This is a genomic window from Sphingomonas sp. NCPPB 2930, assembly GCF_042867205.1.
In the GTDB taxonomy this organism is placed as follows: Bacteria; Pseudomonadota; Alphaproteobacteria; order Sphingomonadales; family Sphingomonadaceae; genus Sphingomonas.
This window is the reverse complement of the sequence record NZ_JBHZQU010000004.1, coordinates 1-22,241: the sequence shown is the minus strand read 5'-3', so window position 1 is coordinate 22,241 and position 22,241 is coordinate 1. Positions and strand designations below refer to the sequence as shown.

Sequence of the window (22,241 nt, the reverse complement as noted above, 5' to 3'; positions counted from 1 at the left end):
AGGCTCCCGTTGGCGACGCGGCCGCGGTCCCCACCCTCTTCCCCGCGCCGTCGCCGACACCCTGTTCGTGTCCGACACCGGGATGCCCATGCTTCAACTCGTCAAGCTCGCCCTTGCCAAGCCCTATAGCTTCGTCGTCCTCGCGATCCTGATCGTGCTGGGCGGCGGGATCGCGGCAGTCGAGACGCCGACCGACATCTTCCCCGACATCCGCATCCCGGTGATCGCGGCGGTATGGACCTATCGCGGCCTGCCGCCCCGCGACATGTCGGGGCGCGTCATCTATTATTACGAGCGTTCGCTGTCCGCGACGGTCGGCGATATCGACCATATCGAGAGCCAGTCGCTGTCGGGCGTCGGGATCGTGAAGATCTTCTTCCGCCCCGGCGTCGATATCCGCACCGCCACCGCGCAGGTGACGGCCGCTTCGCAGACCGTCTTGAAGCAGATGCCGCCGGGCATCACCCCGCCACTGATCCTGAACTACAACGCCTCGACCGTGCCGATCCTGCAACTGGCGCTGTCCGGCAAGGGCCTATCCGAACAGAAGATCTACGACCTAGGCCAGAACATGATCCGTCCGGCGCTGGCATCGGTCCAGGGCGCGGCGATCCCGTCGCCCTATGGCGGCAAGGAGCGGCAGATCCAGATCGACCTCGATCCCGCCGCGCTTCAGGCGCACCGGCTGTCGGCGACCGACGTCGCCAATGCCCTGGCGCAGCAGAACCAGATCATCCCCGCCGGGACCGCCCGGATCGGCCGCTACGAATATAATCTGCGGCTGAACAACAGCCCCGACGCCATCGAGGATCTCAACGCCCTGCCGATCCGGACGATCGACGGGACCACGGTCCTGATGCGCGACGTGGCGCATGTCCGCGACGGCTCGCCGCCGCAGCGCAACGAGGTCCGGGTCGACGGCGCGCGGTCGGTGCTGATGACCGTGCTGAAGAGCGGGTCGGCCTCGACCATCGCCATCGTCGATCACGTCAAGGCGCTGATGCCGCAACTCGAAGCGACCCTGCCCGCCGGACTGAACGTCAAGCTGCTGTCCGACCAGTCGGTATTCGTGAAGGCGGCGGTGTCGGGGGTGATGCGCGAAGGCGTGATCGCCGCCGCGCTGACCAGCCTGATGATCCTGCTGTTCCTCGGTTCGTGGCGTTCGACGGTCATCATCGCCGCCTCGATCCCGCTCGCCATCCTCGCCGCCATCGCCGGGCTGGCGCTGGCCGGGCAGACGCTCAACATCATGACGCTGGGCGGGCTGGCGCTGGCGGTCGGCATCCTGGTCGACGATGCCACCGTCACCATCGAGAATATCAACTGGCATCTCGAACAGGGCAAGCCGGTGCGCGACGCAATCCTGGACGGCGCCCGGCAGATCGTCGGCCCCGCCTTCGTCTCGCTGCTGTGCATCTGCATCGCCTTCGTGCCGATGTTCTTCCTGCCGGGCGTCGCGGGCTTCCTGTTCGCGCCGATGGCGATGGCGGTGGTGTTCGCGATGATCGCCTCGTTCATCCTGTCGCGCACGCTGGTCCCGACCATGGGCAATTACCTGCTGCGCGACCATGCGGGGCCGCACACCGCCCAGGTGATGGTGACGCATGACGCCCGGGCCGGACGCCCCGACAGCCGCAACCCGTTCCGCCGGTTCCAGCATGGCTTCGAGCGCCGGTTCGAGGGGGTACGCGGCTATTATACCGGCCTGCTCGCCTTTGCGCTGGCCCGGCGGCGGCCGTTCGTCATCGCCTTCATGGCGGTCGTCCTGATGTCCTTCGCGCTGGTGCCGATGCTGGGGCGCAACTTCTTTCCCGCGGTCGATGCGGGGCAGATCAGCCTTCACGTCCGCGCGCCCGTCGGCACCCGGATCGAGGAGACGGCAGCGCTGTTCGACCATATCGAGAACCGCATCCGCCAGGTCGTTCCCGCCGACCAGATCGACACCATCGTCGACAATATCGGCCTGCCGGTCAGTGGCATCAATCGCGCCTATTCCAACACCGGCGGCGTCGGTCCGCAGGACGGCGACATCCTGATCACGCTGAAGGAAGGCCATGGCCCGACGGCCGGGTTCGTGAAGGCCCTGCGCGAGCAGCTCCCGCACGACTTTCCGGGTTCGTCCTTCTCCTTCCTGCCCGCCGATATCGTCAGCCAGATCCTGAACTTCGGCTCGCCCGCGCCGATCGACGTCCAGGTCGCGGGCCCCGATACCAAGGGGGGCGAGGCCTATGCGCGGATGCTGGTCGCGAAACTGTCGCGGATTCCGGGGCTGGCCGATGTCCGGCTGCAACAGGCGTCCAACTATCCCGAATATGCGGTCGATGTGGACCGTACCGAGGCGAGCCGCCTGGGCATCACCGAGAACGACGTGACGCGCAGCCTGTCGGTCAACCTGGCGGGCAGCGCGCAGGTCGCGCCGACCTTCTGGCTGAACCCCAAGAACGGCGTGTCCTATCCCATCGTGGTCCAGGCCCCGCAATATCGCGCCGACACGGTCGAACAGATCGACAATCTGCCGATCACGGGCAGCACGCCGGGTAGCTTCCAGACGCTGCGCGCGCTGGGCACGCTCCACCGCGAGCCGAGTCCCGCCCTCGTCTCGCATTATGCGGTGCAGCCGGTGTTCGACGTCTATGCCACGCCGCAGGGCCGCGATCTGGGCGCGGTCGCCGCCGACATCCGCCAGGTGCTGGCGCAGACCAGGGGCCAGTTGCCCAAGGGCGCGACGGTGGCGCTGCGCGGACAGGTGGAGACGATGAACACCGCCTTCACCGGCCTGATCCTGGGCCTCGCCGGGGCGGTCGTGCTGATCTACCTGCTGATCGTCGTGAACTTCCAGAGCTGGACCGATCCGCTGGTGATCGTCTCCGCCCTCCCCGCCGCGCTGGCCGGGATCGTGTGGATGCTGTTCGCGACCCATACGCCGCTCAGCGTGCCCGCGCTGACCGGGGCCATCATGTGCATGGGCGTCGCGACCGCCAACAGCGTGCTGGTCGTCAGCTTCGCGCGCGAAAGGCTGGCGGCGTGCGGCGACGCCGTCCAGGCGGCGTTGGAGGCGGGCGCCACCCGGTTCCGCCCGGTCCTGATGACCGCGCTGTCAATGATGATCGGCATGGCCCCGATGGCGCTGGGGCTGGGCGAAGGCGGCGAGCAGAATGCGCCGCTCGGCCGCGCGGTCATCGGCGGCCTGCTCTGCGCGACGCTCGCCACGCTCGTCTTCGTCCCCGTCGTCTTCGCCATCGCGCACCGCCGCCGGACGGCCGCCACCCCTTCCCCTGCCATGCCCATTGGAGAAGCCATCCATGCATGAAGCCGCCCCGGCCCCCGCTGTGTCGGCCGACACCCCCACGCCCAAGGGCCTGAAGACCGCAGGCCTTGCCGCCGCCGTGCTGGCGATCGGCATCGTGGGGGTGGGAACCCTGTCGCGCAGCCATGACGTCGCGTCTGCGGCCAGCTGGTCGACGGCCAATGCCATTCCGACCGTCCACCTCGTCACCGTCAAGGGCGGCGCGGCGAGCGACGCGCTCGACCTGCCCGCGACGCTCCAGGCCTGGGAGGCCGCCCGGCTCTTTCCGCGCGTCAGCGGCTATGTGCGCCGCTGGTCGCAGGATATCGGCGCGCATGTCGCGCAAGGGCAGGCGCTGGGCGAGATCGACACGCCCGAACTGGACGAGCAGATCGGGCAGGCCCGCGCCGCGCTCGCCAGCGCCATGGCGCATGAGAAGCTGGCGCGCAGCACGGCGGCTCGCTGGGCCGACCTGCTGACCAGCGCCTCGGTTTCCCGGCAGGAGGTCGACGAGAAGAATGGCGATCTGGCGGTCAAGACCGCCGGGGTCGCCGAGGCTCGCGCCGCGCTGTCGCGGCTGGAGGCGATGAAGCGCTATGCCGTGGTGCGCGCGCCCTTTGCCGGGGTGGTGACCGCGCGCAATGCCGAGGTCGGCGATCTGGTCGGCCCCGGCGCGGCGGCCCAGGCACCGATGTTCGGGGTGGCCGACACCCACCGCATCCGCGTCTATGTCAACGTCCCGCAATCGCTGTCCGCGACGATCCGGCCGGGCATGACCGCGACGTTGAGCGTCCCCGCCTTTCCAGGACGCCGCTTCCCCGCGACGGTGGCGGGGCTGTCGAGCGCGGTCGATCCGCAGTCCGGCGCCTTTCGCGTCCAGCTGCTGGCCGACAATCCCGACGACCTGCTGAAGCCCGGCGGCTATGCCCAGGCGCGGTTCGACCTGCCCGGACAGGCCGGAACGGCGATGGTGCCCTCCAGCGCGATCCTGTTCGGCGCGGGCGGGGCGCAGGTCGCCACGGTCGATCCGCATGGCCGCATCGCGATGCACCAGATCCATATCGGACAGGATAACGGCCCGACCGTCCAGATCCTGTCGGGCGTGACCCCCGGCGAGCGGATCGTCGACAATCCCCCGGACTCGCTGGCGCAGGGCGAGCTGGTGCGCGTGGGGGACGACCATCATGGCTAAACCCCGCGCCCGGTGGCTGTCGGGAGCGATGCTGGCGCTCCTCGGCGGCTGTTCGATGGCCCCCGCCTATCGCCCGCCGGTCATGGCTGCACCCGCGGCGTACAAGGAGATGCCGACGACGGGGGATGGAGTGTGGAAGCCTGTCGATGCGATCGCAGCCGCTCCGGCGGCGGCATGGTGGACGGGCTTTGGCGATCCGCTGCTCGATGAACTGGAGGGGCGGATCGAGCGCGACAATCCGACGCTGGCGGGTGCGCTGGCCCGCTATGATCTCGCCCGCGCGACGCTGGCGGGGGCGCGGTCGGGGCTGTTTCCGCATGTCGAGCTGACCCCCGGCCTGCTCCGCAACCGGCAATCGGACGAACGCCCCTTGCGGGGCGGCTCGCAGCCCGACTTCTACACCGCCGCGACGCTGGGCGGCGACCTGTCCTATGAGGCGGACCTGTGGGGCCGCGTGCGCGATTCGGTGGCGTCCGGCCGCGCGCTGGCGGAGGCGAACCGGGACGATCTGGCGGCGGTCAAGCTGGCGCTGCAGGGGCAGCTGGCGACCGATTTCGTCCAGTTGCGGGGACAGGACCAGCAACTCGCGCTGCTGGCCAAGACCATCGACGCTTTCGCCAGGGCGGACGCGCTGACCCGCAACCGGTTTCGCGGCGGCATCGCGACGGGGATGGATGTCGGCCGCGCAGGTGCGCTGCTTGGCGAGGCGCGCGCCCAATATGCCGCGTTGGAGGCGTCGCGCGCGGTCACCGAACATGCGATCGCCAGCCTGGTCGGACAGCCCGCCTCCACCTTCGCCATCCCGCGCCGCGACGCACCGCTGGCCCAGCCCGCGATACCCGTCGGCCTGCCCTCCACGCTGCTCGCCAATCGGCCGGACGTCGCGGCGGCCGAACGGCGCATGGCGGCGGCCAATGCCCGGATCGGTGTCGCCCGGGCGGCCTTCTTCCCCCGGATCACGCTGGGCGGCACGGGCGGCTTCCAAAGCACCGCGCTGGCCGGTCTGGTCGCCGCCCCGAACCTGTTCTGGGCGATCGGACCCGGCGCGATCCTCAACCTCTTCGACGGCGGGCAGCGTCGCGCCGATCTCGCCGCCGCGCGCGCCAACTGGAAGGCGGCCATGGCCGACTATCGCAGCCATGCGCTGGGCGCGTTCCAGGATGTCGAGGATGCGCTCGCCACGCTCCGCCACCTGGACGACGCGCAGACCGCGCAGGCCCAGGCGGTGGCCGCCGCCGCAAGCACCGAACAGATCGCGCTGGACCGGTACATCAAGGGGGCGGCCACCTATCTCGACGTCGCGACCGCGCAGGAGAGCCTGCTCCGCGACCAGCAGAGCGCCTTGTCCCTGCAGACGCAGCGGCTGGCGGCCAGCGTCGCGCTGGCACGCGCGCTGGGCGGCGGTGTCACCCCGGCTTCGGTACGACCGGGCTAATAGGTGACCGTGACGACGACGGTGTCCGAATAGAGGCCGGGCGCCGGGGTCGGCTGGGGCGGCACGCGGCCATGGATCGCCTGCGACTGCGCCAGCCCGGTGCCCGTGGCCTGGAGAGCGCCATCCCAGCTCGACGACAGTGCCGCGTCACGGAACAGCCCATAGGCGATGAAACTCCCCGAAGCGCCCCGCATGCGCCGGACACCCGACGCATCGGCATTGCGCCCCGTATCGAGCCGCACCGCATAGGCGGTCTGGTTGGTGCAGGTCAGGGTCAGCGCGCTTTGCGCCGTCACCGGCCGCGACAGCACGCCGGTCGTCGGGAAAGACAGTGGCGTCGCCGCCACGGTGCAGCCCCTGGACGGCGATGCGCTGACATCGAATGTCGGGCGGATCGAGGCGGAGCCCGCAAAGCCGGTGCAGTTGCTGCTCGCGCCGATCAGTTCGACCCCATAGCTGAACTGCGTGGCGTTGCCGATGAAGCTGGAGCGATAGCTGCCCGGCACCACCGTCGTCTGGCCGCCGAACAGCCGCGCATAGAGGGTGCGCGTCGCCGACCCCGCCCCGTTGAGCGCGACCGACACGATGATCGCGGGCACGCTGCCCAAGGTCGGATTGTCGAGCGAACCCCAGGCGACCGATCGCGCCGCATCCTGATACAGCTGATAGCGCAGCGTGCCCGCCGTCCCGGTCATCAACCGGGCCGACCCATCGGTGCCGCCGCTGCCCGCGCCGATGCCGGGACAGACCTTGACCACGCTGAGCAGCGGGATGCCGGTGCACGTCACCGACACCGTCCCCGTCACGTCGACCGGGCCGCTGCCCAGGAGCACCGGGCTGCCGAAATCGATCGTCGAAACCGTCGCCGAACAGGTCTGCGCCTGCGCGGTGCCCGGCATGACAAGGAGCGCCAGGGCGGCGAGCAGCGCCAGGATCAGGGGCTTCATGGGGTCGTGCCTCCGATCGGCAGGCAGACCGCGCGGACGCGGACCTGTTCGCCCGGTCGCGCCGCAAAGGCGAAGCGCGCGCGGCAACGCCCGCCATCGGGGTCGGTGACGACCACCTCGTTCCGGGGGGCAAGCGCACCGAGAAAGGCGACCCCGTCATAGCCGATCGCCTCGTCGGGCGCGCCCTCCCGCGCGATGCGCGATCCCAGCGGCAGCAGCCGCCCTTCCCCATCGACGAACTCGACCAGCGCGGTATCGGTTTCGCGCGCCACCCCGAAGGCGACGCGGGCGGGCACGCGGGAAAAAGCCACCGCCTCGGCATGGGTCGAGGCGATCCGCGCATCGACGGGCAATGACGAGGGGTCGATCGAGATGGCGCTCGGCTCGAACGGCGCGATATCGGGGACCAGCAGCTTGCCCGACACGCCGGTCGTCCCGACCAGCCGGTTCTCGCGGTACACCCGCACCCCGCTCGCCCCCGCATCGGCCACCGCAAAGGACTGGTCGAGCCGCCGGGCCGCATAAAGGTCGCCGCCGATCAGCGCCACGGCCCCCTCCGCTTGCAAGGTTCCCGATACCCCGCCCCCGGCATAGAGGCCCGTCGCCTCGAACTGCGCAAAGCCGGTCGTGTGGCGCAGGATCGCATGTCCGGCCCGTTCGCGGCCATCGGCGACGCGCACCGACCATCCCCAGGAGCCCGGCTCATGTGCGCCCTGGCGCGACATTTCGGCATAACCCGACACGCGCCCTCGCGAAACCGTCGCACCGGTGGTGATCGAGGCGCGCCGTCCGAACGGCAGGCTGGCGCCGACGAACAGGCCGAAGCTGCGATCGCCGCCCAGATCGGCCACGGCGTTGGCGAACAGCGACAAGCGCCCGACATTGGCGGTCGAGGACAGGCTGGCCAGCCGATAGCGATCCCCCGCCGCCGATTTGGAATTGACGAGGCTGATGCCGATCGACGCCGAGGTCGCCTGGATGGGAAGCGACAGCGAGAACTGGTCGATCTCGCGCGGCGCGCCGAAGATGCGGCGATCGCCCGTCAGGACCGGACCGAAGGATGCGGTCCGAGACGCCAGGTCGGCATAGCCGCCGATCGTCCTCATCGAGCGCAGGAGGACCGAGAAGCCGGGACGGCGCGCCTCCAGCCCGATATCGACAAGCCCGCCGGTCCGCCCACCGGCCTGGCTGATCGCGCCCGCGACCGACAGCAACGCCCGGTCGCGCAGCGTCACGACGCTCCCCCCGCCGATCTGGACCAGGCCCGCGCCAGCCTCGAGATGCGCCTGGAGCGTCCATCGGCTGGAGATGCCGCGCCGCGCCGATGCCGAGGCGATCAGCCGCCGGTCATAGTCGTTCGACACGATCGCATAGCTGCGCCGCGCAAAGCCGATCTCGGCGCTGAAGTCCGTCAGCCCCTCCGCCAGCAATTGCGGCGAGGCATAGAAGGGCGCGGTCGACACCGTCTCGCGGCCCAGCGCGTCGCGGACGACCACGGTCGCGACGCCCGCGCCCTGCACGACCGGCGGGTGCATCACGGCATAGGGGCCTGCGGGCACGCGCGCCGACAGCGTACGCACCCGGTCGATGAACAGGTCCAGGGTCGAGGGGGCGGCCGCGCTCCCCGCCAGGCGCGGGATCGGCATGGTGACCAGGTCGGGCCGCATGCCGAACGTCCGCTGGATCTGAAGGCCGCCCATCCGGATCGGCCGGGTCCAGCCGTGCCCGCCATTGATCGTGTCGCCCGCGCGCAGCGTCACCAGACGCGACGGATCCTCATAGCTGTAGCTGGTCGACAGTCGCGTGACGCGCGGCCCGCTGGACAACAGCGCGACGGCGCTGTTCTCGATCAGGCCGAACGCGCCGAATATCCGCGTCCCGAACGCCCCCGATGCGCCCGTGAAGCGGGGACCGACCGCGCTTCGGTCGCCGCTGGCGAACAGCGTATAGTCGAGCACCACGCCCGGCGGCGGACGATCCGGAACCGCCCCGCCACGACCGTTTCGCCCGCCATCGATCAGCGTCGGCCGCTCGGCGGTCGGCCCCGCGACCAGCCACATGATCTGCCGCATCTCCTCATAGCGATACCGCAGACCGGCGATGCGCTCGAGCGGCACGTCGCCCCGATCGATCTCGACGGGCAGCGCGACGCCGACGGTCCGCAACTCGGTCGCCGGGGCGCTGAAGCCGCCATCCGGGCGCTGGGTGAACGACGCGACATAGCCGGTGGGACGGTCGTTCAGATAGACCTCCAGCTGCAACGCCTGTTCCTGGCGGCGAGGGTCCACGTCGACACCTACCCGCAGGCTGCCGTCATCCTGGGCCCGTGCCGGATGGGCGCAGGACAGCGCGGCCAGGATCGTCCAGCCCAGTTCACCGGCGCGGCTGGGACGCAAGGGAGACCTCGATCGGGCCACCATCGGAAACCGCGCGCATCCGCACATCGGCGCCGTTCGGAACGCTGGTGCCGGGGTTCAGCGGGATGCGAAGCTCGGACCCCGCCAGGACATAGCCGACCAGCCCCGCCCGCGCGAGGATCTGCTGGCTTCCCGCGATCAGTTGCAGGTCGGCCAAGCGCAGCCGCCGATTGCCCGTATTCCGCCCGACCAGCGCCGTGGTGCCTCCCGAACGCTCGATCCGCCAGCTGACATCGGGCATTCGGCGGGGAATGTCCGAGAAGAAGGCCGGGATCGACTGGCGGACGACCAGGTCGACGGTGCCCGGCTGCGCCCGGCCCGGATCGGGCACTTCGTCGATCAGGACGCGGTAGGCCTCCTCGCCCACCGGCGGCGCCTTGGCGGTGCGCACGACGCGGATCAGATATTGCTGCTGCGGCGCCAGCGTCGAAAAGGGCGGACTGGCGACGACGTCGCTGGTCGGCGTCAGCACGTCCGCGCCGTTGCGCGAGGTCCATCGCATCACGCGGACCTGGACCCGTACCGGCCGCTGCTCGGCGTTGCTGAGCGTCAGCGCGGTGGTCCGCGCGCCGGGCAAGGGATCGATGGCGACCGGCGCGACCCGGATGTCCGATGCCCGGCCGATCGCCGGAACCGTCAGCAGCATGGCGGCCGCCGCTATGGCGCGTCTCATGGGCGTTCCTCCTGCGGGGAGCTCAATAGGTGACGGTCACCTGTACGGTGTCGGTATAGCTTCCGGCCGCCGGGGTGGTCTGCGGGGGGACCCGGCCATAGACGGTCAGCGTCTGCACCGCGCCATTGCCGATCCCGGCCAGCGTATCGGTGCCCGCCGTGTTGCCCCAGATCTGCGAGCGTGCGGGGTCGCGGAACAGCTCATAGACCACCGTCGCGCCCGCGCCCGAGGTCATCCGCCGCGCCGTCACCGTCGCGCCCGCCCCCGCGCCCGCGTTCAGGCCGATATTATAGGGCGTCGTGTTGGTGCACTGGACCCCGATGGTGCTGGTCGAGGTGATGGCGGTCTGGATCACGCCGGTCGCGCCGAACGCCAGGTCGCTTGCCGAGGTCAACCGGCATTCGGCCTGGATCGTCATCGTCACCTGGAACTGCGTGCTTTGCTGCGCGGCCGAGGTCGCGGGGATCACGACGCAGCCAAGCGCTGCGATACCGATGGCGAGATAGCGTTTCACGATGCGGTGCCTCCAGATCACGCTTCGTCAAAGCGCGATCGCCCGCATCGGCTGCTATAGCTTCGGAATCGGAAGCAAATTCCCGATCATGGGTTAAAGCCCGGAGCGTACAGGCCAATTGCGACCGGGAGCGTGCCACAAGATCGACACGCGGCTTGCCGGAATTCGCAGATGGCACCCATGCAAATATAAGCCATGAACTACGGCAAGCTTTTCGTTAACCATAAATTGCACAGGATTGCATGACAGCATTCCTCTTGTTCGGGAAACCCTACCCGCCAATATTGGTCGCTGTGACCGAACCCAATGAAGACCGACTGATCGGCATCGAAAGCGACGCATCGGGAGCAGCCACCGGATAAGCCACGCGGAACCCGATATGCGAGGTCGGCAGGTCGTGTTCCTGGGCCTGATAGGCGGCGGGGCGGAAATTGGCGCAATAGTTCATCGCGCACAGATAGCTGCCGCCCTTGACCAGCCCCACATCGCCCTCGCCCGCCACCCATTCCCAGACATTGCCGACCATGTCGTAGAGCGCCAGGTCATTGGGTTCGAAACAGCCGACCGGGGCGATCCCGGCATAGCCGTCCTCGGCGGTGTCGCGGATCGGGAAGACGCCTTCCCAGACATTGGCGCGCGGCTTGCCATGGTCGAAGGCCCATTCGACCGGGTCGCGCGTGGCATTCTGATTGCCCCGCGCCGCGCGTTCCCATTGCGCCGTGGTCGGAAGCGCGCCGCCGACCCAGCGGGCATAGGCGGCCGCATCGTCGCGGTCGACATGGACGACCGGCTCGTCCGCCCGGCCGGTCAGGTCGCTGCCCGGCCCCATGGGATGACGCCAGTCCGCCCCCTTCGTCCAGCGCCACCAGCGCGAGGCGTCGTCGAGCGATACGGCCTCGGTCGGGGCGACGAACAGCGCGGATGCACCTTCGCGCTCGGCCCGGGTGCGATGGCCGGTCGCCGCGACGAAGGCGGCGAACTGGCGGTTGGTGACCTCATGCGCGTCGATGCGGAACGCCGCTACCCGCACCGCCTGCCCCGGACGCTCCGCGCCGTCCTCGCCCAGCAGGACGGTCCCGGCGGGCACCGTGACGATTGCGTCCTGGCCGAGACAGCGACGCACCGGCGCGGGGGCCTGCGCGCCCAGCGTCGCGGTCGCCGCCACGGCCAGCAGCAACGCCGCCCCTATCCTCACGGCCGCGCCGCCGGGGCGGTTGCGGTCTCGGCCCCGGCGGGCAGCGGCACCACGCCCTTGGCCTTCGCATAGCGATCATAGGCCGCCACCAGATCGGCCAGCCGCGCGGGCTCGGCGGCGGACAGGTCCTTCGTCTCGCCGGGGTCGGCCGCGATGTTGAAGAGCTGCCACCGCCCGGTGCTGACCCCGCCGCGCGTGTAGCGATTGGTCGGCGCGGGCAGATACACGACCTTCCAGTCGCCCTTGCGCAACGCCCGGCGGAAGAAGAGTTCATAGCCCAGCGCCTCGTCCGCGCCGCGCACTCCCGCCGCATCGGCCGCCAGCACGGGGCGCAGGCTATGGCCCTCATAGGGCAGGATCGGGCGACCGGCGAACGCGCTGGGCTGGCGCAGCCCCGCATAGTCGAGCAGCGTGGGCGCGACGTCGCGCACGTCCAGATTGGCATTGGCGATCCGCCCGCCGCCCTTCACCCCGCGCCCGGCGGCAAAGGCGCTCACCCGGATGCCGCCCTCGGTGGTATAGCTCTTGACCAGCCAGGACGGGACCGAATTGGCCTGGGCCCAGCCGGGGCCATAGCCGACATAGCTGCTGCCCTTGCCGATATTGCCCAGGCTGTTGTCGATCCCCAGCGCCTCCGCCGGGGGCAAGGCCGCATCGGGCGAACCGACCTTGAAGCGCGGGCTGGGCGCGTGGATGTCGTTCCCTTCGGGGCCATTGTCGGCGAAGAACAGGATGATCGTATTGTCGAGCCTGCCTTGCGCCTTCAGCGCGGCCAGGACGCGGCCGACATTCTGGTCCATCCGGTCGACCATCGCGGCATAGACCTCCATCTTGCGCGCCTCGATCGCGCGCTCCTCGGCGGTCAGCGAGGCCCAGGGCCGCGCCAGTTCCAGCGCGTGCGGCACCGCATCGGCAGGAACCAGCCCCAGCGCCTTTTGCCGCGCCAGCCGCTGGCTCCGCAGCGCTTCATAGCCTGCGTCATAGCGGCCCTTATATTTGGCGATCGTCTCCGCCGGGGCCTGGAGCGGCCAGTGCGGCGTGGTGAAGGGCAGATAGGCGAAGAAGGGGCGCCGATCCCCCGACCTGGCCGCCGCGTCGAGATAGCCGATCAGCCGGTCCGCGAAATAGTCGGCGGAATAGGTGCCCTTGGGCAGCGCGGCGGGCTTGCCGTCGTCGCGATAGCTAGGGGCGAGGCCCGCCCGGGTCCAGGCGTCGTTCTGGTCCTCGCCGAAATGGTTCGACAGGCCCTGGAGCAGCGCGAAGCTGTGCTCGAAGCCCCGCGCGGCGGGTTCGCGCTCCGGGGTCAGGCCGAGATGCCATTTGCCCGCCATCAGCGTCGTGTACCCGCCCGCGTGCAGCAGCTCGGCGATCGAGGCGACGCGGTCGTTCAGATAGCCCTCATAGCCCGGCCGCCCGCGCGTTTCCGGCCCCAGCAACTCGGCCATGGTGCCGAGCCCGGCCTCGTGATTGTCGACCCCGCTCATCAGCATCGAGCGGGTCGGCGAACAGGTGGGCGCGGTATGGAAGCCGGTGAAGCGCACCCCCGACAGCGCCAGCGCGTCGAGATTGGGGGTCGCGATCTCACCCCCGAACGCGCCCAGATCGGACCAGCCCAGATCGTCCGCGACGATGACCAGGAAATTGGGCGCGTCCTTCGCCGCCTGTTGTTGGGAGGGCTGTTGCGGGGCGGGTGCGACCGGCGCGGTCTGTTGGGCCGCCACCGGGACAGGGGTGGCTGCCACAAGCGCGGGGATGGCGGACGCCATAAGTCTCAGGCCGATCATATCTGCTCCCTTTGGGCGGCCATGGGCGCGGCCGCATGCCCGGCATAAGGACCTGTCCGGTTGCGACAATGCTAGTTTACCTACTCAATAGGTAGGAATTACTTGGCGTACTGCCCTCGCCGCCGCTCGCAGCAAGCCCCTTGACACCATGCTCGATGTAATACCGTATAAGAAACAGAGGTGACAGCGATAGGCATGGGCACACCGTATCAGCGGGCGTCACATGGGCCGATCGTGGCACACCCCATCAAAGGCGGCACGACAGAGGCCGCCCCAAATTCGCAGCAGGAACGGGAGCATAGCAGGACCAAAAAGGGGAAAGATCATGGTTTATCGACCGAGCCGGTTGCGAAAATGGGCGCTGACGGGGGCGGCCATCGGGTCCCTGATCCTGGCCGTCGAGGCCCAGGCGCAAACCCAGTCTTCGGGCGGCAGCGGCGCCGCCGAGACCGCCGATGGCGATGCGGCGGGTGCCAGCGACGGGACGATCGTGGTGACGGGATCGCGCATCCGCCGCAACCCGCTGGACCAAAGCGCGCCGCTGACCGCCATCGACGGCGCGGACATCGCGCGAACCGGCCTTTCCTCGATCGGCGACGTGCTGCAACGCCTGCCCGGTGCGGCGGGCGGGCTCAATTCCCGCTTCAATCGGTCGGGCAATAACGGCAACCCGCCCGATGGCGGCGGCGTCGGCGCGGGGTCGGCCGAGATCGACCTGCGTTATCTGGGCAGCCGCCGCACGCTGGTGCTGGTCGACGGCCTGCGCTTCATCAACGGCAGCGCGGCGAGCGGCATTCCCGGCGCGGTCGATCTGAACGCCATTCCCGACAGCATGATCGAACGCGTCGACGTGCTGCGCGACGGGGCGTCCACCATCTACGGCTCGGACGCGATCGCGGGCGTCGTCAACATCATCACCAAGAAGCGCCAGAACGGCTTCCTCGCCTCGGCGCAGCTGGGCGGCTATGACAAGGGCGACGGAGTAACCCAGAATTACCAGCTGAGCTGGGGGCACCGGACCTCGGACGGCCGCGTCTCGATCGTCGCGGGCGCCAATTACATCAACCAGGGGTCGGTCTTTGCGGGCGATCGGCCCTATTACGCCTTCCCCGATCCCGGTGCGACCGCCTGCACCAGCACGTGCAGCTCGGGCACGCCCAATGGCCGGTTCATCATCAACAACCCCGTGACGGGCGAGGCGATGAACCTGACGCTGAAGAGCAACCCGCTCACCCGGCCGCGCTTCGACCCGTCCGACCCGACCGGCGCGAACAGCGACTTCAAGTCCTTCACCGTCGCCGATCGGTTCAACTTCCGCCCCTATAACTATCTGCTGACGCCGCAGGAGCGGGTCGGCGCCTTCGTCAACTTCACCGGTCAGCTGGCGGACAATGTCCGGCTGAGCACCAAGCTGATCTACAACCGCCGCACCTCGGACAATCAGGCGGCGCCGCTGCCGCTGTTCGTCGGCCCGGATGCGGGCAACGGCAATCTTCTCGATACCATTTCGATCGACCGGACCAATCCGTTCAACCCGTTCGGCGTGACGCTGAGCGCGGGGAATAGCGGGACGCCCGCCAATTACGGCTTTATCGGGCGGCGCTTCGTCGAAAACGGACCGCGCCACTACAGCCAGCGGGTCGACACCATGTACATGTCGAGCACGCTGGACGGCCAGATCCCGATCGGCGCGGGCACCTGGTACTGGGACGCCAATGTCATCTATGCCGAAAACCATGCCAAGCAGGTGGCGCACGGCAATGTGAACGCCGCCAACCTGGCCCTGGCGCTGGGGCCGGTGGCGAACTGCACTGGCGCGTGCGTGCCGTTCAACATCTTCGGCGGCGCCGGTTCGATCACCCAAGCGATGATCGACTATGTGACCTTCACCCAGCGCGACCGGTCCGAACAGACGATGACCGACGCGACCTTCAACCTGACGGGCACGCTGTTCCAGCTTCCCGCCGGGCCGCTGGGGCTGGCCACGGGATATGAGTTCCGCCGCCAGACGGGGTCTTTCAACCCCGATCCCATCGTCGCGGCGGGGCTGGGGTCGGACATTCCGGCCCAGCCGACGGCGGGCGCGTTCGACGTCAACGAGGTTTACGCCGAACTCAGCATCCCGGTGCTGAAGGACGTCCCCTTCTTCCGGCTGCTCGAAGGGTCGTTCGCCGCGCGCTATTCGGATTACTCGACCAGCGGCAACCGCACGGTGATGAAGGGCGGGCTCAGCTGGAAGCCGTTCGAGGATCTGCGCCTGCGCGGCACCTGGGCGCAAGGGTTCCGCGCCCCCAGCATCGGCGAATTGTTCGGCACGCCGTCGCGGTTCGACGGCACCGTCATCGATCCCTGTTCCGGCATCGCCAGCCTGCCCGCGACCAGCACCGTGCGGCAGAACTGCGCCGCGCTGGGCGTGCCGGTCAATTACGTCCAGAACGGGTTGCAGCTGCCGATCCTGACCGGCGGCAACCGCGCGCTGAAGCCCGAAAAGTCGGAAAGCTGGGTGCTGGGCGCCGTCTATAGCCCCAGCTGGGCGCGCGAGGCGGGCATCGCCAGCCAGCTGAGCCTGGAGGCCGATTACTACACCATCCGGGTCGACGACGCGATCGCCTCGGTCGGTGCGGACGTGCTGCTGGCGAACTGCATCAACCAGCGCGATGCGGTCAGCTGCGGCGCGATCACCCGCTCCTCGACGGGCAGCGGCCAGATCACGCAGATTCGCGGGCTGCTCCAAAATATCGCCTCGCTCAAGAGCGAGGGGATCGACATCACCCTGCTCTATCGCAGTCCGCGCGTCGGGGCGGGCACGTTCGGGCTGAACTGGGCCAGCAACGTCCTGCTGGAATATTCGACCACCCTGCCCACCGCCACCGGCAGCGCCAAGCTGGAGCGGCAGGGCACCGAACGCGGCGACCAGGCCTATCCCCGCTTCAAGAGCGTCGCGACGATCGACTGGTCGAGCGAGACGTTCCTGGCGTCGCTGACCGGCCGTTATATCGGCAAGGTGACCGAGCCCGCCTATGCCAATCGCGAGATGAAGCCGATCCTGTATCTGGATGCGCAGGTCGGCTGGACCCTGCCCTGGATGTCGCAGCGTATGACGCTGACCATGGGGGTCAACAACATCCTGGGGAAGAGAGCGCCGGATTGCCTGAGCTGCGGCGGGTTCGATCCGACCACCTATGACCTGCCGGGCCAGTTCGGCTATGCCCGTCTGGGCTTCAAATTCTGACGTGACGGTGGCCGGGGCGCAGGTCCCGGCCGCTCACCCGCGCGTCGAGGCGTCGGCCCGTCAGGCGGACAGGCGTTCGATTTCGTCCAGAACCTGCCGGGGATCGAACGGCTTGGCGAGGAACACCGATCCGTCGGGCAGGTCGGCTATGAGCGGATGCCCCATGCCCGACACGATGATGAGGATCGCCAGCGGACAGCGGTCGCGGACGACATGCGCCAGCTTCACGCCGTCCATCGTCCCCGCCATCTGCACATCGGTAAGCACGATGCGGATGGACGCGTGCGCGGCGAGGATCTCGGTCGCCGTGTCGGCATCCTGCGCCGCGAAGACCTGAAAGCCGCGATCCTCGAAAAAGTCCGCCAGGTCGTGGCGGACGAACGGCTCGTCCTCGACGATGAGGATGCTGCGCGGCGAATTGGGCTGTCCCATATCAACCGTCGATCAGCTCGCCGGTGTCGCCCAGCGGCGCATCGATCCGGAACACGACCCCTTCGGGCGGAAAGTCGAGTACGGTCCTGCCCCGGAAATAGGCGCCGAGCGAGCGTTCGATCATGCGCGATCCAAAGCCGCGCTGTGACGGACGGACGACCGGCGGCCCGCCCTGCTCCTGCCAGCGCAGATGGAAACAGGCACTGCCCTGCGTGCCGCTGACTTGCCATCGCAAGGTCACCGACCCCGTATCGTTGCCGAGCGCGCCATATTTGGTCGCATTGGTCGCCAGCTCGTGGAAAGCCAGGGTCAACGCCAGCGCGACATGCGAGTTCAATCGGATGCGCGGACCGTCGATCGCGATCCGGTCCCGCATCCCGGAGACGGCCGACAGTCCGGCCTCGATGACATCGTGAAGCTCCGCCTGCTGCCAGGCGGTGGTGGTCAGCACATCGGTCGCCCGCCCCAGCGAGGCGAGCCGCGAGGAGAAGGCGGCGGAGGCCTGCTCGATGCTGTGCGCGCCGCGCAGCGTCTGATTGGCGATCGACTGGACCAGGGTCAGCACATTCTTCAGCCGGTGGCTCAGCTCGCCGTTCAGGAGCTTCTGCTGCTCGCGGGCTTCGTACAGCGCGGTGAGGTCGCGTGACACCGACAGGATACGCGCCGGGCGGCCATCCGGGCCGGGGATGGGCGAGACGGAAACCGACCACCATTTGGGAACGCCGATATAGGTGTCCGCAGGCGTCTCGAAATGCGACGAACGCCCCTCGGCCGCCGCCTTCAGCGCCGCGCGGGCCTGGGCCGCGCCGTTGCCCTTCAGGAAATCCGGCCAGGGACAGCCACGGACCGCATTGAAGTCGCTGATGTCCATCACCTTCATGCCGCCCTCGCTCATGAAGGTCAGGTTGCCGTCCAGGTCCACGACCTTGATGCAGTCGGTGGACGCGGCCAGGACGCTGGACAGGAACACCTCGCGCTCCGCCGAGGAACGCTCCCGCTCGACCAGTTCGGCGTTCAGCGCCAGCGACCGCCGCAGCGTGTCCCGCAATTCGCCGGTCATCATGACCATGCCGATCAGGATGAAGAGGAACACCGCCGCCGCCGCCCATTGATTGTCCGGCAGCCAATAGGGGTTGGCAGCATTGCCGATCGACAGGGCGCCGGCGACCGTGGACACCATGCTGGCGAACAGTCCCGCGCCCAGCCCCAGGACCAGCGCGACGCCGATCGTGGCCGGAATGAAGAGCAGCCATGGCAGTTCGTCGGGGATGATGAGGATCCGCGCGACCGCCACGAATGCGACGACCAGCGCCGCCAGCGTATAGCGCGTGAAGCCCGACACCGGTCGGTCGAAAGACCAGATGATGATCCGATCGAAGATGCTGCCTGGCTGTGTCCTGATCATTCTGCCACCCGAAAGCGGGACAAGGCCCCCCGGCCCGGCCCGCCGCCTGCGCTAACGTAGATCATTAAAAAGACAAATGCCCGATGGGTTTGTCCAGCCATTTTCCGTATCCGCGCGGTGGCCCGCACGCCGACCGGAGCGGATCGACCGCCTACGGTCCGGGTTATCGCAGCTTCATGAACGCCGCGACCGCATTGCGGACGCTGTCGGTGAAGCGATCATAGATCATCCGCGACAGCTCGGCGATGACGGGCTGGCGATCGCGTCCCCCGCGTGCGAACACGGCGATCGCCACGCGGCGGCCGTCGGGCATGGTGATGAACCCGACATCGTTCGAGATGCCGTCCAGCGTCCCCGTCTTGTCCTCCACCAGCGTTCCGGCGGGCAGCAGCGCGCGGATACGGCGGGTGCCCGTCCGGCATTGCCGCATCAGGCCGAGCAGGAAGGCTCGGCTCTGCGGCGCGAGGACCGAGCCGCTGTCCAGCCGCTTCAGCAGGGTGACCATGGCGACCGGCGTCGCGACGTCCTTGATGTCCGCCAGATGGCCGCGTTCGCGGAGAAGCTGGGCGATGGTCCGGTCGACCCGGATGCCGGTGATGTTCTGAGTCCATAGCCATTGCTGGACCTTGGCAGGGCCGCCGACGGCTGCAAACAGCTGGTCGGCCGCCAGATTGTCGCTGCGCACGATCATCGCCTCCATCGCCTTCGCGGCGGTGCGGCCATGGATCATGTCGCTCAGGCTCCGCCGCCCCTGATCGACCTCGGTCAGATAGGCGGCCGCGATGGCGAGCTTCACCGTGCTCGCCATCGGAAAGGGGATCGTGCCGTTGACGCTGGCGGTATAGCCGTCGCGCAGATCGATCGCGGCGATGCCATATTCCCCCGAGCGCCCGGCCAGCAGCGCGTTCATCTCGCGCTGAAGCTCGACCAGTTCGGACGTCGGGGTGACCGCCGATGCCGGGTTCGTGAAACTCGCCGCCATACCCGTCAGAAAAAGACGGAAAAGCAGGGCTACTCGCATCAACCTTCCTCGATCACGGCATGGGGTAATGGATCGACGCTAGCCGCAAAAACCGGACGCGTCGCGTGGAATATGACGGTCATGAGACCAGGCGAATTTTTCGGGCGGCACACCGTCATGCCGCCCGGCACCGGCCTATCCGGCGGTCGTCCCGGTCTGCGCCTGCTCCGGGGTATCGGCGTCCAGGCCCAGGTCCTTCAGCAACGGGCCGACTTGCGGGTCCGCGCCGTTGAAGGCCCGGAACATCGGCGCATAGTCCTCGGTATGCCCCTTCGACAGGATCATGTCGCGGAATCGCTGGCCATTGGCGCGGGTCATGCCGCCATGGCGTTCGAACCAGTTGAACGCATTGGCGCTCAGCATCTTGGTCCAGCTATAGGCGTAATAGCCCGCCGAATAGCCGTTCGACCATATGTGGAGGAAATAGCTGGAGCGATAGCGCGGCGGGACCTCGGCAATGTCCAGCCCGGTCGCGGCCAGCGCCTTGTCCTCAAAGGCGTCGACATCCTGCCGCCCCTGCGCCGCCGTCAGCGAATGCCAGCTCATGTCCAGCTCGGCCGCGGCCAGCGCCTCGCCGAAGGAATAGCCCGAATTGAAGGTGCTGGCCCGCTTGATCTTGTCGACCAGCGCCTGCGGGATGGGCTTTCCGTCCTTGTAGTTCACCGCATAATGCGACAGCACCTTGGGATCGAGCGCCCAATGCTCGTTGAACTGCGACGGGAATTCCACGAAGTCGCGGGCGGTATTCGTGCCCGATACCGAGGGATAGACCTGGTTCGCGAACAGGCCGTGCAGCGCATGGCCGAATTCGTGAAACATCGTCACGACATCGTCGAAGCTGATCAGGGCGGGCTGACCGGCGGCGGGCTTGGTGAAGTTCGCGACGTTATAGATGACCGGCTTGGTGCCGATCAGCTTCGACTGGTTGACGAAGTTCGACATCCACGCGCCGCCATTCTTGTTGTCGCGCTTCCAATAGTCGAAATACATCAGGCCCAGCATCGCGCCGTTCGCTTCGTCCACCTCATAGACCATCACGTCGGGCTGATAGACAGGAATGTCGGTGCGGCGCTTGAAGGTCAGGCCGTACAGCTCGTGCGCGGCATAGAAGACACCGTCGGTCAGGACCTTGTTGATCTCGAAATAGGGTTTCAGCTCGTCTTGGTTCAGATCATATTTCGCCTTGCGAACCTGTTCCGAATAGAAATCCCAGTCCCAGGGCTTCAGCTCGAAATCGCCGCCGGTCGCCTTGATCCGCGCCTGCAATTCCGCCGCCTCGCGATGCTGCTCGACGGCGACGGGCTTGCCCAGCCGCTGCATGAAGGCGAGCGCGGTCTGCGGGTTCTTGGCCATCTGGTCCTGCAGCACGTAATCGGCCCAGGTGGGGAAGCCGAGCAGCTTGGCCTTTTGCGCCCGGAGCAGGGCGATCTGCGCGATCGTGTCGCGGGTATCGTTGGCGTCGCCCTTCTCCGCGCGCGTCCAGCTCGCCCGGAACAGCGCCTCGCGCGTGGCGCGATCGGTCAGGCTGGCAAGCTCGGGCTGCTGGGTGGTGTTTTGCAGGGTCAGCACATATTTGCCGGCCAGCCCCCGCGCCTTGGCCGCATCGGCCGCCGCCGCGATCTCGGCCTCGGACAGTCCGGCCAGCTTGGCGCGGTCCTCGACCACCAGCGCACCCGCCTTGGTCGCGGCGAGCAGCTTCTGCTGGAACGCGGTCTCCAGCGTCGACAGTTGCGCGTTATATTTACTCAGCGTGACCTTGTCGGCCGGGGACAGGAGCGCGCCCGCGCGCACCATGTTCTGATAGGTCAGCGTCAGCACCTGAAGCTGCTCGGGCGTCAGGCCCAGCGTCCGGCGCTTGTCGTACAGCGTCCGGATGCGGGCGAACAGCGCGGGGTCCAGGTTGATCGCATCCTGATGCGCGGCGAAGGCCGGGGCCAGATCGGCCTCGGTCTTTTGCAGGACATCGTCTGTATTGGCACCGACCACGCCCTCGAAAGCCAGGCTGGCACGCTCCAGCAACCGGCCCGACCGTTCGAGCGCGGCGATCGTATTGTCGAACGTCGGCGCGCTGCGCGCATTGGCGATCGCCCGTACCTCGGCGCGTTGCTGCGCCATCCCCGCCAGCAGGGCGGGCGCATAGTCGCTGCTCTTGATCCGATCGAAGGGCGGTGCCCCCAGCGGCAGCGTGCTGGCCGCGGCAAAGGGATTGGACGCGGGCAGGGACGCAACACTTGCACCGGCCGGGGCGGAGGCCGGGGTCTGGGCAATCGCGGTGGTCGACATCAGCAGGATCGTGGCAGTCGCGGCGAACAGGCGCATGGGAGCTCCATCAACTAGCGAATGGCCTGTGCCATGCTCCTGCGAAGCCTGCGGATCAAGAGCCGGGGCGGGACGGTCCGCGTCGCCGGAGGGGATGCGCGTTGCGCCCGCCTGCCGTTACGCGCGGCCGCCTGCCGGTCGTCGCGTCGTCGCTTTAGGGTCGATCGACATTCACGATTGCTTTTCTTCCCCTCTCCCCTGGAAAGGGGAGAGGGTTAGCGAAGCTTGCCAGCTTGCTGGCTAGCGCAGCTTGGGTGAGGGGTCGAGCGAGCCCAAAGGCTCGCGCGCTCGCGAAGCGAGCGCCCACCCCTCACCCAGCTCCGACTAAGCCTTTGCTCTCGCAAAGACCAAGTCTGCGCAACCCTCTCCCCTCTGCGAGGGGCGAGGGA

The 22,241-nt window shown here is 68.4% G+C and carries 14 protein-coding genes; 4 read left to right on the top strand and 10 right to left on the bottom strand.

Features of this window, described 5'->3' with window-relative positions:
• Nucleotides 1–88 precede the first annotated feature (88 nt).
• From ACFX59_RS06585 to ACFX59_RS06575, 3 genes are read left to right on the top strand one after another with little or no spacing between them, the layout of a single operon-like run.
• Nucleotides 89–3,310, top strand: a complete 3,222-nt coding sequence (locus ACFX59_RS06585) for an efflux RND transporter permease subunit (RefSeq protein WP_387430804.1) — start codon at nt 89–91, stop codon at nt 3,308–3,310.
• Entirely contained in the window at nt 3,303–4,478 is a 1,176-nt protein-coding gene (locus tag ACFX59_RS06580; protein WP_387430802.1) for an efflux RND transporter periplasmic adaptor subunit, read from the top strand. Before ACFX59_RS06585 ends, ACFX59_RS06580 begins: the two co-directional genes overlap by 8 nt.
• On the top strand, nt 4,471–5,913 hold the full coding sequence (locus ACFX59_RS06575) for an efflux transporter outer membrane subunit (RefSeq protein WP_387430799.1): 1,443 nt from the start codon (nt 4,471–4,473) through the stop codon (nt 5,911–5,913). The genes ACFX59_RS06580 and ACFX59_RS06575 overlap by 8 nt, the downstream gene beginning before the upstream one ends.
• On the opposite strand, the gene ACFX59_RS06570 is transcribed toward ACFX59_RS06575, so the two are convergent.
• The 6 genes from ACFX59_RS06570 to ACFX59_RS06545 form a co-directional block, all read right to left on the bottom strand.
• A complete protein-coding gene (locus ACFX59_RS06570) occupies nt 5,910–6,860 on the bottom strand; it encodes a spore coat protein U domain-containing protein (protein ID WP_387430797.1) in 951 nt (316 codons plus the stop codon). The two genes, ACFX59_RS06575 and ACFX59_RS06570, sit on opposite strands and share 4 nt — an antisense overlap.
• A complete protein-coding gene (locus tag ACFX59_RS06565) occupies nt 6,857–9,256 on the bottom strand; it encodes a fimbria/pilus outer membrane usher protein (protein ID WP_387430795.1) in 2,400 nt (799 codons plus the stop codon). Before ACFX59_RS06565 ends, ACFX59_RS06570 begins: the two co-directional genes overlap by 4 nt.
• Entirely contained in the window at nt 9,234–9,950 is a 717-nt protein-coding gene (locus ACFX59_RS06560) for a molecular chaperone (RefSeq protein ID WP_387430793.1), read from the bottom strand. The genes ACFX59_RS06565 and ACFX59_RS06560 overlap by 23 nt, the downstream gene beginning before the upstream one ends.
• A 22-nt stretch (nt 9,951–9,972) precedes the next feature.
• Nucleotides 9,973–10,464, bottom strand: a complete 492-nt coding sequence (locus tag ACFX59_RS06555; protein WP_307099139.1) for a spore coat U domain-containing protein — start codon at nt 10,462–10,464, stop codon at nt 9,973–9,975.
• Nucleotides 10,465–10,735: 271 nt separating this feature from the next.
• Entirely contained in the window at nt 10,736–11,641 is a 906-nt protein-coding gene (locus tag ACFX59_RS06550; protein ID WP_387430789.1) for a formylglycine-generating enzyme family protein, read from the bottom strand.
• A 14-nt stretch (nt 11,642–11,655) separates the two neighbouring features.
• On the bottom strand, nt 11,656–13,443 hold the full coding sequence (locus tag ACFX59_RS06545; protein WP_387430787.1) for an arylsulfatase: 1,788 nt from the start codon (nt 13,441–13,443) through the stop codon (nt 11,656–11,658).
• A gap of 325 nt (nt 13,444–13,768) precedes the next feature.
• Between ACFX59_RS06545 and ACFX59_RS06540 the strand changes: the two genes are divergently transcribed.
• Nucleotides 13,769–16,675, top strand: coding sequence for a TonB-dependent receptor domain-containing protein (locus ACFX59_RS06540; protein ID WP_387430785.1), 2,907 nt, complete (start codon nt 13,769–13,771; stop codon nt 16,673–16,675).
• A gap of 60 nt (nt 16,676–16,735) precedes the next feature.
• Here the strand turns inward: ACFX59_RS06540 and ACFX59_RS06535 are convergent, their stop codons facing one another.
• The 4 genes from ACFX59_RS06535 to ACFX59_RS06520 all read right to left on the bottom strand — a co-directional run bounded on the left by ACFX59_RS06535 (nt 16,736) and on the right by ACFX59_RS06520 (nt 21,852).
• Nucleotides 16,736–17,107 (bottom strand): response regulator, encoded by a 372-nt coding sequence (locus ACFX59_RS06535; RefSeq protein ID WP_387430782.1) that lies wholly within the window; start codon nt 17,105–17,107, stop codon nt 16,736–16,738.
• Nucleotide 17,108: 1 nt separating this feature from the next.
• Nucleotides 17,109–18,512, bottom strand: a complete 1,404-nt coding sequence (locus tag ACFX59_RS06530) for a sensor histidine kinase (protein WP_387430780.1) — start codon at nt 18,510–18,512, stop codon at nt 17,109–17,111.
• A 163-nt stretch (nt 18,513–18,675) separates the two neighbouring features.
• On the bottom strand, nt 18,676–19,533 hold the full coding sequence (locus ACFX59_RS06525; RefSeq protein ID WP_387430777.1) for a serine hydrolase: 858 nt from the start codon (nt 19,531–19,533) through the stop codon (nt 18,676–18,678).
• Nucleotides 19,534–19,668: 135 nt separating this feature from the next.
• On the bottom strand, nt 19,669–21,852 hold the full coding sequence (locus tag ACFX59_RS06520) for a M3 family metallopeptidase (RefSeq protein ID WP_387430775.1): 2,184 nt from the start codon (nt 21,850–21,852) through the stop codon (nt 19,669–19,671).
• Nucleotides 21,853–22,241 lie beyond the last annotated feature (389 nt).

What these genes read in the sequence shown, in the direction of transcription:
- ACFX59_RS06525 (WP_387430777.1), bottom strand. Translation starts at nt 19,533, where the DNA reads ATGCGAGTAGCCCTGCTTTTCCGTCTTTTTCTGACGGGTATGGCGGCG.
- ACFX59_RS06580 (WP_387430802.1), top strand. Translation starts at nt 3,303, where the DNA reads ATGCATGAAGCCGCCCCGGCCCCCGCTGTGTCGGCCGACACCCCCACG.
- ACFX59_RS06545 (WP_387430787.1), bottom strand. Translation starts at nt 13,443, where the DNA reads ATGATCGGCCTGAGACTTATGGCGTCCGCCATCCCCGCGCTTGTGGCA.
- ACFX59_RS06535 (WP_387430782.1), bottom strand. Translation starts at nt 17,107, where the DNA reads ATGGGACAGCCCAATTCGCCGCGCAGCATCCTCATCGTCGAGGACGAG.
- ACFX59_RS06540 (WP_387430785.1), top strand. Translation starts at nt 13,769, where the DNA reads ATGGTTTATCGACCGAGCCGGTTGCGAAAATGGGCGCTGACGGGGGCG.
- ACFX59_RS06575 (WP_387430799.1), top strand. Translation starts at nt 4,471, where the DNA reads ATGGCTAAACCCCGCGCCCGGTGGCTGTCGGGAGCGATGCTGGCGCTC.
- ACFX59_RS06585 (WP_387430804.1), top strand. Translation starts at nt 89, where the DNA reads ATGCTTCAACTCGTCAAGCTCGCCCTTGCCAAGCCCTATAGCTTCGTC.
- ACFX59_RS06560 (WP_387430793.1), bottom strand. Translation starts at nt 9,950, where the DNA reads ATGAGACGCGCCATAGCGGCGGCCGCCATGCTGCTGACGGTTCCGGCG.
- ACFX59_RS06520 (WP_387430775.1), bottom strand. Translation starts at nt 21,852, where the DNA reads ATGCGCCTGTTCGCCGCGACTGCCACGATCCTGCTGATGTCGACCACC.
- ACFX59_RS06570 (WP_387430797.1), bottom strand. Translation starts at nt 6,860, where the DNA reads ATGAAGCCCCTGATCCTGGCGCTGCTCGCCGCCCTGGCGCTCCTTGTC.
- ACFX59_RS06530 (WP_387430780.1), bottom strand. Translation starts at nt 18,512, where the DNA reads ATGATCAGGACACAGCCAGGCAGCATCTTCGATCGGATCATCATCTGG.